We start from the raw sequence: 12,339 nt of genomic DNA on the forward strand, positions 1-12,339 counted from the left end.
TCGTCGCACCAAAGCAGGCCGAATGGCCGTCGCCCATCAAGGATCGTTCATGTACCCGCGCACCTCTTTGATCGCCCGCGCCTCCGTAGCGGCCTTCCTCGCAGCAGCCACCGCCTTCGCCACGCCAGCCTCCGCCGGTACGCGCGACAAGGCCTTTTTCGAACAGGTCACCGGCAGCTGGCAGGGCAAGGGCGAAATCGTCGCCGGCAAGTACAAGGGCACGAAATTCGCCTGCGACCTGACGGGTGATACCGCTCCCGCCAAGGGCACCGGCATCCAGCTCGACGGTTTCTGCCGCGTCGGCGTCTTCAAGCAGCCCATGTCGGCGCTGATCACCAAGGCGGGCGGCACCTACAAGGGAAAATTCCTCGACGGCGCTTCCGGCAAGGGCCTCGACATCACCTCCGGCCAGGTTGCCGGCAACAAGGTGGTCGTCGGCATCAACCGCCAGAAGCTGAACGGCGCGATGATCGCCCGGCTCGAGAGCGACAACAAGCTCAACATCACCATCTCGGTGAAGGTCGGGGAAAAGATGGTGCCGGTCATCGGCGTGTCGCTCGACCGCAGCCTCGACGACGTCGCCGTCGGTTCGATCAAGTAAGCGGGCACCATTCGGAGCCGGCACTCGCCGGCTCGATCCCTGTAACGTCAGCCTGTTTCAGCCAGTCCCCGACCGCGCGCCCGGCAACGATGAGATCGGGCGCGACATCCGCAAGCGGCATCAGCACGAAGCCGCGGCCCGTCATGCGCGGGTGCGGAAGCTCCAAGCGTCCGCCCGACTGCTCGATCCCCTCATAGCTCAGCACATCGATATCGATGGTACGCGGCCCCCAGCGCTCCTTGCGCTCCCGCTTCATGTCGCGCTCGATGCCCAGGCAGGCGTCGAGCAACGCCTCCGGCGAAAGCGTCGTCTCCACCAGCGCACAGGCATTGAAGAACCAGTCCTGATCGGTTTTGCCCCAGGGCGGCGTGCGGTAGAGCCGCGACACCGCAGTCACGCGGCAATCCGGCCGCGCGTCGAGCGTGCGCAACGCCTGCGCCATCGCCTCTACGGGTTCGCCGATATTGCCGCCAAGACCGAGCGAGGCCCGGCGAAAGGTTTCAGACGACATGATCGACTGTCACCTGCACGTAGTCGAGAACGCCGGGCACCGGCGCGTTCGGCTTCCGCACGGTGATCCGCGCGCGGGAAATCTGCGGGAAACGGGCGCAGAGAACGCCGGCGATCTCCTGCGCCAGCGCTTCGATGAGGTAGCGGCGCTGGCCGGTGACGATCTTCTCGATCTCCTGGAAAGCGACGCCGTAGTCCACAGTCGAATCGATCGAATCGTCGGAGAGCGGCCGCAGCGGCCGCACATCCAGTTCCGCATCGACGAAGAAACGCTGGCCCAGAAACTCTTCCGCATCATGCAGGCCATGGCGGGCGAAGAAGGCGCAGTTCTTGAGCGTGATCGTGTAGGTGGTGGTCATGGTTTTTCCTGTCTGGCTGTAGTCAGGCGCGTTCTTCGCGCGCCTTCACCTTGCGCTTTGCGTCCAGCATAGCATCCGCAATGGCAAGCGCATCCCTGTTGATTGCGACATCGTGCACCCGAAAGACCGCCGCGCCTGCGACACGCAGGAGCGCCGTCGTTGCGGCGGTGCCGGCATCCCGATCCGCCGCATCGCGGCCCGTGACAGCGCCGACGAAGCGCTTGCGCGAGGTGCCGGCAAGAATGGGCAGGCCGAACCCGAACAACTCGCCGAAGCGCGCCATCAGTTCGAGGTTCTCGTCCGTCTCCTTGGCAAAGCCAAAGCCGGGATCGAGCACCATGGCCTGCCGATCCACACCCGCCTCGCGGGCGATCTCCAGCGAGCGGCCGAGGAACAGATACTGATCCTCGACCACATCGGGCCTTTTCTGGCGATCGCGACCGGTATGCATGATGCAGAGCCCCGCACCGGTCTCAGCCGCGACGCGGGCGATATCGGGCTCGCGCTGCAGGCCATGCACGTCGTTGACGATATGCGCACCGGCAGCAACGGCAAGCCGCGCCGTCCCGGCCCGGTAGGTATCGACGGAGATGATGGCCTCGGTGGTAGCGGCCAGCGCCTCGATGACGGGGAGGATACGATCCTGCTCTTCCGTGGCCGTCACCGCCGCGGCGCCCGGCCGGGTGGATTCACCGCCGATATCGATGATTTCAGCGCCCTGTTCCAGACAGAGGATTGCCCGGGCTACCGCCGCATCGGCGCTGTCGAACAGCCCGCCGTCCGAAAAGGAATCAGGCGTGACGTTGACGATCGCCATCAAAATGCCGCGCGGGCCGAGCTCCAGATGCCGGCCATGGGCGAGCGCCCAGCGGAAGGGATCAAATGGCGAGACCATGGTGGTTTCCTTCGCGATTAACCAGCGTTCTGGAAAGGGTGTTGCGCTCGCCGAGCCTATGCCCCAAGCTTAAGAGAAGTTCAACCGGCCCCGGGCCGGCACTGCGTCGGGTGAACCCCGATGGCGAAAGGAATGCTGATTAGAATGAAGACCATCGCTCGCCTGATGGCCCTTGCCGCCCTCGTCTCCGCCACGCTCCAGCCGGCCGCCGCCGAAACGATCACCTCGAAATCCTTCGCCTATTTCTCCGTGGGAGGACGCACGGCGGCGGAGCTTGACGAGGAACTGTCCAAACGCGGCCCGATGATGAAACATTCCGGCTCCCGCCATCCGGGCGCCACGCGGATCAAGTGGGGCGGGTCTGTCACCTATGTGCGCCGCGGAGAGAAATGCGCGGTCGGCGATGCCAAGGTAACGCTCTCCACGCAGATCGTCCTGCCGCGCTGGAAGAACCGCAAACGCGCCACCCCCTCGCTCGCCCTGATCTGGGATACGCTGTCTGCAGACATCAAGCGCCACGAGGAACGCCATGCGGAAATCGCCCGCAGCCACGCCCGCGCGCTCGAGAAGACATTGAAGACCCTGCGGCCGGAAAGCGATTGCGAACGCATGCAGGCCCGCGTCGATCGGGCCACGGCAGACGCCGTTTCGAAGCACGATGCCGACCAGGCCCGCTTCGACAAGGTCGAATCGAAAAGCTTCAACGACCGCATGATGCGTCTCCTCACGCACCGTCTGAAGAGCCAGACCGAATAAGCTTGCGCGGCAACGCATGTATTTCCAGGGAAAGACTGAATGGAACCGGATCGGGCAAAGGCCCGATGCGCGTTCCATCCATGAAATGACTGGTTAGTTTTAGCGATAGCGCAAATCCGCAAATCACCGTACCTTCATATCAACGGTTAACGGGAAGAAGATTTTCCTTCCCGCAGTTGCATGAAACGGTTTGTAACAGGTTCTCCTGGCGCGTCCTTATCAAAGCAGCAGGTGTCTCCTCCCTCTCCTCGCTGCGATGCGCCCTCCTGGCCTCGCTCGTCTTGATCGACCGGCGAGGCTCTTTTTTTGCCTGTCTATTCTTGGGAAATTCTCAAACGGCCAAAACTCTTCTTCGGACAAGAAGATGATGCTGCATATTCATCGGCGCGAATTTGCCGCGATGAAGCGCGCACGCCGACGGGCGACACCGGAGGATGCCGCCGCAAAATTCCAACGTTGCAGGATGATGTCAGGCCTGGCGTTCCGGCACGTGAACCACGAGCCCGTCGAGCGCATCCGACATCTTGATCTGACAGGAGAGACGCGAGGTAGGACGCACCTCGTAGGCGAAGTCCAGCATGTCTTCTTCCATCGCCTCCGGCGGGCCGACGGTGGCGCTCCAGGCGTCGTCGACATAGACATGACAGGTCGCACAGGCGCAGGCGCCGCCGCACTCCGCCTCGATGCCCGGCACGGAGTTGCGTACAGCATTTTCCATGACGGTGGAGCCGTTGGCGACATCGAGGTCGTGGCGCGTGCCGTCGAAGGCGACGATGGTGAGTTTGCTCATAATGGGTTCCGGATTCTCAAAGGCTGCCCGAAGCGGGCGAATGAACGGCCGGCGAAAGGGTTTTCCAGAACGCCGGTTTTCCGGCGGTTGTTTCCAACAAAACCCCTCCCCAGTCAACATCGCGCGCGCGGCTGACGCTTGCAGGCCCGGATGCGCCATCGGCTTTTCCCGACGCGCCGGAGTGCAAGCATCGCCGGTTGCGACGATCAGCGGCAGAGCTTGAGGATGAAGTTTTCCGCCTCGACGACGGCGGCGGTGACACCGGCAAGCGCGATCGCATTGGCCGGGTTCTCTTCGAGCGCCGCAGCGGCCTTGGCGATTGCGCCCGCACCGACCGACTGGGCCGAGCCCTTGAGGCGGTGCGCAACGGCGGAGCGGGTTTCCCCCTCGCTCGCCGCCAGCTCCTTCATGCTTTCGCGCGCCTGGCGCGCGAACATCTGCAGCACTTCCAGTTCCAGAGCCTTGTCACCCATGGTCTGGCGCGCCAGATGCACCAGATCGATCGGCCGCCCATTCGAGGTACACATACCGCCTGCATTGTCAGGAGCCTCGAAGGCGATGTTGAGCGCTGCCATGTGCCAATATCCTTATTACGCTACGCACGCTTGTTTCGTTGTGATGCACGCGGGGCCGGATGCGACCGGGACCATGTCCCGGGGTCCGGCAGGGTCATGAGACACCATCCTGCGTGGCCGGCGCGGCTATCCGATTAAAAGAGGGCGCAATAGGGGCATGAATCGCAAACTATGGTTAACGGCTGAAAAATTGCCGTTTTCATAGATATTCCATCACGATACAAACGCCCCTCCCGTTAACTTCCTGTTAAGTTTCAAGCTAAGGGAGATGGCAATCAATTGTGTGATACAGGCTAATGTGTCACTACGATACGACCGGGATAGTCCCGGTGGATAAGCCGTGCGCGGAGATACATTGCTCTGTCGTTTCGGGTTATCGAGCGAATTTGGAATGAACGGCGGCCTGGACGCTGCTTGCCATGAGGGTAAGCAGCAAGACCGGCCACCAACCGGACGGTTCGAAGACGCCTGAGCAGCGGCAGAGCGTATGAGGCCCGTCCCGGAGAATGGTAACGAGGCGTAACCGCATGGCGACGAACAAGTCCACCGAGTCGATCGACGAAAAGGCTTTTCAGGCACTGGAAGAAGCGCTGAAGATCGATTTCGACGATCTGGAGCCGGAGACGCCCTCGAAGAAGGATGCGTCGGAGGCACGCGTGTCTGAACCAGCAGCCGGTGTTTCGAGCAAGACCCAGGAAAAGCCGGCGAGCCGCCCCGCAACGGGCGAGACACCGCGCAACCTGACGCCCGAGCCCGCGCCAAAAACCCCGGCCCTCACGCCCGCCAACGATGGCTCGCGCAAGTCGCCGGCAGCGATCCTGAAGTCGCTTGACGTCCGTTCCAGCCGGTCCTCGATGCGCATGGCCGTGCTCGCCTCCATCCTTTGGGTGATCGGCGGCCTCGGCGTCGCCAACCTTCTCTATGCACCGCAGATCTGGCAGATCCGTTCGGTCGCCGACCTCGTGGCGCTTCCCGGTGCCATCGGCATGGCCGTCGCCATCGTCATGCCGATCATGCTGTTCTTCGCCTTCGCGATCATGATCTCGCGCGCCCATGAGCTGCGCAGCGCCGCCCGCTCCATGGCTGAAGTCGCCCTTCGCCTGTCGGAGCCGGAAACCGTCGCGAGCGACCGCATCATGACGGTCGGCCAGGCCGTTCGCCGCGAAGTGTCCGCGATGAACGAGGGCATCGAGCGCACCATTGCGCGCGCCACCGAACTTGAAACCCTCGTACATTCGGAAGTGAACGCGCTCGAGCGCAGCTACACCGACAATGAAATGCGCGTGCGCACGCTCGTGCAGGAACTCGGTTCCGAGCGTGAAGCCATCGTCAGCCATGCCGAGCGCATCCGCTCCTCCATTTCCGGCGCCCATGAACAGCTGAAGGACGAGCTTGCGAGCGCCGGCGACAACATCACCCAGCGCCTTGCGACCTCGGGCGAGGCCTTCGCCTCCATGCTCGACACCCGCGCCGCCATGCTGATGGAAAAGTCCGACAGCGCGACGCAGACGATCGGCGCGATGCTTTCGGCCCGCACGGACAGCCTTCTCTCGACGCTGTCGTCCTCCGGTGTCGCACTCGCCAACGAATTCGACACCCGCCTCGACCACCTGACGAAGAGCCTGGGTTCCCGCGGCCGCGACCTGCTCCAGCAGTTCGAGACGCGTGCGACCTCGCTCGACACCAATACGGATAAGCTGAACGCAGCGCTCAACGAGCGCGCCAAGCAGCTCAACGAGACCCTGATCGCCCGGACCCGCGAAATCAGCGAAAGCCTGTCGGTCGGCCAGCACGCCGTCACCAACGGCCTCGACCAGGTTCTCCAGTCGATGAATGCCGCGCTCGACGAAAAGGGCGCACAGTTCCGCCAGAGCCTCAAGAACGCGGCCGATGACACGGTCATGGATCTCGATCTGCGCTCCGGCTTCTTCGACGAACGCATGCAGACGACCGTCGGTCAGATCGCCAGCGCCTTCGACAACCGCGTGGAAGAATTCGCCCAGGCCTTCGACCAGCGCGCCGGCTCACTCGACTCCAAGCTGATGGAAAGCCTCGGCCGCATCAACGAAACGGTCGCCAGCGGCCGCGATGCCATCGACGGCCTGCTCACATCGAGCATCGATCGCCTCGGCAACACGCTCACTGACCAGTCTTTCGCGCTGGCCACGACGCTTGCCACCAGCCAGGAAGTGCTCGAAAGCGCCGTCTCCGGCCACGCCGACGCCATCAACAATGCCGTCAGCGGCGCGCATGAGCGCGTCGGCGCGGCGCTGTCGGAAAAGTCGGCAGCCCTGCTCGGCGGCCTCTCGGACGTGCAGAATCGCATCGAAAGCGGTTTTGGCGCCCGCGCAGAGGCGCTGGCCGAGAGCATTTCGGGCAGCGAACGCCGCCTGACGGAAGCACTCGACAACCGCGGCACGGCCATCGCGACCGATATCCAGGCCGCCCAGGCGCGCATGGAAGAAGCGCTTGGCGCCCGCGCCGACGAAATCACGTCGACCATCGCGGCCAGCCACAACCGCCTCGACAGCGCGCTGACCGAGCGCACGGCCGCCCTCTCCGCCATGCTGAACGAGACCGGCAGCCAGCTCGAACAGTCGGTCGGTTCTGCCGCCGGCCGTGTTGAAACGGCACTGACGGGCGCTGCCCGCCAGATCGACGAAGTTATCACCGGACGCACCGCGAACCTCACCTCGGTGCTGTCCAACAGCGCCGGTTCAATGCAGTCCTCCATCGATGCCGCCGCAAGCCGCGTCGAAACCGTGCTCACCGAAGGCAGCCAGCAGCTCGGCGGCGTCCTGCATGGTCAGGCAACGGAATTTGCCGATGCGTTCTCCGGCCGCGCCGCCGAGATCGCGGAGGCCCTGTCCGGCCGCGCTTCGCAGCTTGCCGGTTCGCTCGTCAACACGCATGAGCAGATCCGCGCCACGCTCGACGACCGCATCAACGCAATCAATGTGGCGATCACCGATGGCCGCAACCAGCTCACCGAAACGCTGAACGAGCAGGCCACCAATATCGGCACGTCGATCGCGACCAGCGCCGGCATGCTGGAAATGTCGCTTGAGCAGCATGAGGAAACGCTTCGCCGCACCATCGACGGTAGCGCCGCCCTTCTCGATCACCGCGTGCGCGAAAGCGCAGGCGCCGTCGCCGAGCGCCTCAGCGAGACCTCGGCCAAGATCGCCGAAGCCGCCGACGCTTTCGGCGCGCGCATGGAAACGACGGTCGACAGCGTGGCAAGCCGCTTCGACACGACCGGCAGCCGCCTGGAAGAAAACCTCGGCAAGCTGGAAGCCCGCATCGAGCACAGCGTCGATAATGTCTCCGGCATCGTCGATACCGCCGCCTCGCGCATTTCCGACACGCTTTCCGAGCGCCTCAGCGATCTGGAAAGGGTCGGCGGCGACGTGTCGCTGCGCGTTTCCGACGCTCTCTCCCGCCCGATCGCCGAAGTCGATCGCATCGGCGACGAGACGACGGCGCGCATCGCAGCCGCACTTGCCGGCCGCGTCGGCGACATCGAGCGCGTCAGCGCCGACGCAGCCAACCGCATCGAAGGCGCCCTTTCCGGTCGTCTCGGCGATATCGAGCGCGTGACCACGGAAGCTGCCGAACGCCTTGACAACACGCTGACCGGCCGCACGCTCGAAATCGAGCTTATTGCCGACAATGCCGCCCAGCGCATCGATACCGCGCTCTCCGGCCGCGCCTCCGAAATCGAGCGCGCTGCCGGCGATAGCGCCCAGCGTATCGACAACCTGCTTTCCGGTCGGGCCTCCGAGATCGAACGGATTGCCGGTGACGTTGCCCAGCGCATCGGCGATACCCTTTCGAGCCGTACCTCCGAACTGGAACGCGTTGCCAGCGATACCGCAGAGCGTATCGACAGTGTGCTTTCCGGCCGCGCGTCCGAGATCGAACGCATCACGGGCGACGCTACCCAGCGTATCGACGTCACGCTTTCGGGTCGTGCCGCCGAAATCGAGCGCGTCACCGGCGCCGCCACGGCCCGCCTGGAGGGTGCACTGACGGAGCGCGCCAGCGAGATCGCCCGCCTTGCCGGCGAAGCGACCGACAAGATCGACGGTACGCTCGCACTGCGCACCGGCGACATCGAGCGCGTGTCCACCGCGGCCTCCGAGCGCATCGCCGCCACCATCGACGAAAAGACCGGCCGCATCGAGGAACGCCTCGGTACGATGGACCGGGCACTCACCATCGGTCTCGACAGCGTCAACCGCACGATCGACGGCAAGGCCGCGGGCCTTGCCCAGACGCTGCGCGACGCCGTCTCCCAGGCCGCCCACGACATGGATGCCGAAGCGATCCGCTCGGCTCAGTCGCTTGCAAAGACCGGCGAGGAATTCGCCCATCTGTCAAGCTCGCTGCGTGGCGCCGTCTCCCGCGCGGCACAGGAAATGGGCGTCGAAGCCCAGCGTGCGGCGGAGAATATCGCCAAGACCGGCGAGGATTTCGCTGAAAACCTGTCGGTCCGCAACGAAGCCTTCACCCGCTCCGTCGATGAAACCACCACCGCCGCTGTCGCCCGGTTTGCGGAAACCGAGAACCGTCTCACCAGCCAGGCGCAGTCGCTGCGCGCCGGTCTGGGCGACGTCGAAAAAGCTCTGGAAGCGCGCGGCGCCTCCATCCGCTCGACCCTCGACGAACGCACGCGTGAGCTCAACTCCATGCTGGCGAGCCGCACCGAGGAGCTGTCGCGCCTCATCAACGAGGAAGCCCGGCCCGTCATCGACGACTATGTCGCGGTCGGTCGCGAGGCTGTCGAGCGCATCACCGGCGTTGGCCGCGAGGCTGCCGAGCGCATCAGCGGGGTCGGTCGCGAGACCGCCGAAAGCATCAGCGGCGTCGCCCGTGAAAGCGCAGATCGCCTGCGCAACGAGAATGCCGCGCTGATCAACGCCATCTCCGCCCGCACGGCCGATACGCTGGCCGCCATCTCCAGCCGCACCGAAGAAGCGGCCGGCGCGATGCGCGACATCGAGAACGGCCTTGCCGCCAATGTCGAAGGCCTGATCGCCCGCCTTTCCGAAAGCAATGGCGCCATCGCCGGCCTGGTCGATTCCGCCAGCCAGACGCTCGGCGCTATCGACGGACGCCTCACCAGCACGTCGGAGCGCTTCACCACCTCCGCCGAGCGCGCAGCCGACATGGTCGCCACCACGTCGCGCCTGCTCGAAGGCAAGGTCGACCGACTGTCCGACATCTCGGCCGGCACGCTCTCGCAGATCGGCGGTATCGTCGGGCGCTTCGAGGACCATTCGAAGATCCTGTCGCAGGCCTCCGACCTGCTTGCCGCTGCCCAGTCGAACCTCGTCACGACGCTGGAAGAGCGCCAGGACGCGCTGCGGTCGCTTTCCATCGGCCTCGTCCAGCGCTCGGAAGAGATCGAAAAGACGATGCAGTCGCTCGAAGGCATGGTCGAAGGCGTCTTCAACCGCGCCGAAGAGCGTTCCGGCCTGATCGCCGGAAACCTGCGTGGCGGCATCCAGAGCTCGTTTGCCGAGGTCGGCCGCATTCTCGGCGAGACCGAGAAGCGCGCGGAGGCAGCCGCCACGACACTGCGGGATTCGCTGGTCAAGGCCGGTGAAGAAGCGGGCCAGTCCGTCGAAGGCGCGTTCACGCGCGCCGAAGAGCGGACCAAGGAAGTGGCCAATCGTCTACGCGGCAGCGTCGGCGCCTCGCTTTCCGATGTCGATCGCCTTCTCACCGAATCCGGCAAGAAGTCCGAGGCCGCCACGACCGTCATGCGCGAATCCATGCGCGAGGCCGTCGAGGAAGCCGTCGGCAAGTTCTCCGGCGCCACGGAAGAAATCCGCCGTGCGGCAAGCGAAATCCGCAAGGAACTCGACCAGACCCGCGGCGAACTGAAGCGCGGTGCCTTCGACCTTCCGGAAGAAGCCAAGGAAAACGCCGCCCAGATGCGCCGCGCCGTCAGCGAGCAGATCAAGGCGCTGCAGGACCTGTCCGACATCATCGGCAGGTCCTCGTCCGCGCTGGAAGTCTCCCGCCCGGCCGTCCAGCAGACCGTCGTGCAGCAGCCGGTGCAGGAAACGCGCGCTGTCGAGCCCCGTCGCGAAGAGCCCGCCCAGATGCGCGGCACCCTCGGCCTGGAGCGGGCCGCGAGTGCCACCGTGCCGCAGCGCGCGCAGCCCCTGCCCGCTGAGGCCGATGCCAAGACGGCCGGCGAAGGCGGCTGGATGCGGGATCTGCTGCGCGGCGCCGTGTCACGCGAGGAAGCCCAGTTCGCGCAGCCGCGCGGCGAGGCCCAGGCTGCCCGCCCGACCGAGGCACGCAACCCGCGCCACGTCGTGGAATCGCTGAACTCGCTCTCCGTCGATATCGCCCGCGCCATCGATCACGATGCCTCGGTCGATCTGTGGCGGCGCTATCAGCGCGGCGAGCGCGATGTCTTCACGCGCCGCCTCTACACGCTGAAGGGCCAGCAGACCTTCGACGAGATCAAGCGCAAATACGAGCGTGAGCCGGAATTCCGCACCGCGGTCGACCGCTACATCTCGGACTTCGAAAAGCTGCTCGCCGACGTTGCCCGCAACGACCGCGACAAGGTGATGACGCAGACCTATCTCACCTCCGACACCGGCAAGGTCTACACCATGCTGGCCCATGCGGCAGGCCGCTTCAGCTAAGCGGAATAGAAACAGATCCCATGACGGCCGTCCCTCGGGGCGGCCGTTTTTTTGTGATAACGCGCAGGTAACGTACATGTGAGGCGTCCATGCCGTTTCCCTCCACCAAAACCTTATAATCCGCGCTCTCCCCCTCTATATGCGTCTCGACGCACCTCGAAGGTGCCAAGGGGAAGAGAGACGAAATATGATTTTGATACAGGGATTTGGGCGTATTCTGGCAATGCTGGCGATTGCGCTGATGACGATCGTCACGGTGGTGGATGTCGCCGAGGCGCGCCGCGCCGGGAGCGGTTTCGGCAGCCGCGGCACGCGAACGTTCACCACGCCCTCGACGACGCGCACCTCGCCCACCGAGGCACAGCCCATTGACCGCACCATGACGCGCCAGCAATCAGCGCAACCCTCCGCCGGCCGCAACACGACCGCCACGAACCAGCGCCCCGGCCTCTTCGGCGGCTTTGGCGGCAGGCTGCTCGGCGGCCTGATGCTCGGCGGCCTCGTCGGCATGCTGCTCGGCTCAGGGCTCGGCGGCGGCATCGGCTTCCTCGGCCTCATCCTGCAGGTGGCGCTGATCGCCGGCCTGTTCTTCTTCCTCCGTCGCATGTTCGCGCAGCGTAATGCTCCCGCCTATGCCGGCAACGGCCAGGCGCGCAGCGCCTATCAGACCGGCGGCTCGGATTTCGAAATCCCGCGCATCGGCGGTGGCGCCCGGCAAGCGGCGGCCCAACCGAAATCCAATGATGAGATCGGCATCCAGCAGGCGGACCTCGAGCAGTTCGAAAGCCTGCTGAAGGAGCTGCAGGCGGCCTATGCGGCCGAAGACTTCCGCACGCTGCGCCAGATCACCACGCCGGAGGCCATGTCCTATATCGCCGAGGAACTCAGTGACAACGCGACCCAGGGCCTGAAGAACGAGGTGAAGGACGTTCACCTCGTGCAGGGCGATGTAGCCGAATCCTGGCGTGAGGGCACGGATGAATACGCGACCGTCGCCATGCGCTACGAGAGCATCGACGTCATGCGCGACCGTTCGACCGGCAGCCTCGTTTCCGGCGATCCGGACAATCTCACCGAGGCCGTCGAGATCTGGACGTTCCTGCGCCGCGACGGCGGCGAGTGGAAGGTTTCGGCCATCCAGGGCGTCGCGAACGCCTGAATGCAGAACGGTGCGCGGACTCC

9 protein-coding genes are annotated in these 12,339 nt (G+C 64.9%); 4 read left to right on the forward strand and 5 right to left on the reverse strand.

From position 1 onward, the window contains the following. Positions 1 to 49 precede the first annotated feature (49 nt). Complete coding sequence (locus tag MUO32_RS11365) at positions 50 to 601, forward strand: hypothetical protein (RefSeq protein ID WP_257948398.1); 552 nt, start codon at positions 50 to 52, stop codon at positions 599 to 601. Here the strand turns inward: MUO32_RS11365 and folK are convergent. Genes folK through folP form a run of 3 tightly spaced genes read right to left on the reverse strand, consistent with a single transcriptional unit; the run spans position 594 to position 2,365 of the window. After that, complete coding sequence (gene folK / locus MUO32_RS11370; protein ID WP_257948399.1) at positions 594 to 1,112, reverse strand: 2-amino-4-hydroxy-6-hydroxymethyldihydropteridine diphosphokinase; 519 nt, start codon at positions 1,110 to 1,112, stop codon at positions 594 to 596. The two genes, MUO32_RS11365 and folK, sit on opposite strands and share 8 nt — an antisense overlap. Beyond that, positions 1,102 to 1,470 carry a dihydroneopterin aldolase gene (gene folB, locus MUO32_RS11375; protein WP_244759109.1) on the reverse strand — a complete coding sequence of 123 codons (369 nt, stop codon included), beginning with the start codon at positions 1,468 to 1,470 and terminating at the stop codon, positions 1,102 to 1,104. The genes folK and folB overlap by 11 nt, the downstream gene beginning before the upstream one ends. 22 nt (positions 1,471 to 1,492) lie before the next feature. Next, positions 1,493 to 2,365: a dihydropteroate synthase gene (gene folP, locus MUO32_RS11380; protein WP_257948400.1), complete on the reverse strand. Its 873-nt coding sequence runs from the start codon at positions 2,363 to 2,365 to the stop codon at positions 1,493 to 1,495. A 135-nt stretch (positions 2,366 to 2,500) separates the two neighbouring features. Between folP and MUO32_RS11385 the strand changes: the two genes are divergently transcribed. After that, complete coding sequence (locus MUO32_RS11385) at positions 2,501 to 3,121, forward strand: DUF922 domain-containing Zn-dependent protease (protein ID WP_374708661.1); 621 nt, start codon at positions 2,501 to 2,503, stop codon at positions 3,119 to 3,121. A gap of 469 nt (positions 3,122 to 3,590) precedes the next feature. Here MUO32_RS11385 and MUO32_RS11390 read toward each other — a convergent pair whose 3' ends face one another. Both MUO32_RS11390 and MUO32_RS11395 read right to left on the reverse strand, forming a co-directional pair. Continuing rightward, positions 3,591 to 3,911 (reverse strand): 2Fe-2S iron-sulfur cluster-binding protein, encoded by a 321-nt coding sequence (locus MUO32_RS11390; RefSeq protein ID WP_244759112.1) that lies wholly within the window; start codon positions 3,909 to 3,911, stop codon positions 3,591 to 3,593. Positions 3,912 to 4,117: 206 nt separating this feature from the next. Then, positions 4,118 to 4,486, reverse strand: a complete 369-nt coding sequence (locus MUO32_RS11395) for an Hpt domain-containing protein (RefSeq protein ID WP_257948402.1) — start codon at positions 4,484 to 4,486, stop codon at positions 4,118 to 4,120. A 527-nt stretch (positions 4,487 to 5,013) separates the two neighbouring features. Between MUO32_RS11395 and MUO32_RS11400 the strand changes: the two genes are divergently transcribed. Together MUO32_RS11400 and MUO32_RS11405 are read left to right on the forward strand one after the other, a co-directional pair. Beyond that, positions 5,014 to 11,157: a kinesin gene (locus tag MUO32_RS11400; RefSeq protein ID WP_257948403.1), complete on the forward strand. Its 6,144-nt coding sequence runs from the start codon at positions 5,014 to 5,016 to the stop codon at positions 11,155 to 11,157. A gap of 187 nt (positions 11,158 to 11,344) precedes the next feature. After that, positions 11,345 to 12,316, forward strand: coding sequence for a Tim44 domain-containing protein (locus MUO32_RS11405; RefSeq protein WP_257948404.1), 972 nt, complete (start codon positions 11,345 to 11,347; stop codon positions 12,314 to 12,316). The last annotated feature ends 23 nt before the right edge of the window (positions 12,317 to 12,339 follow it).

Source organism: Shinella sp. CPCC 101442 (assembly GCF_024704725.1).
Lineage (GTDB): Bacteria > Pseudomonadota > Alphaproteobacteria > Rhizobiales > Rhizobiaceae > Shinella.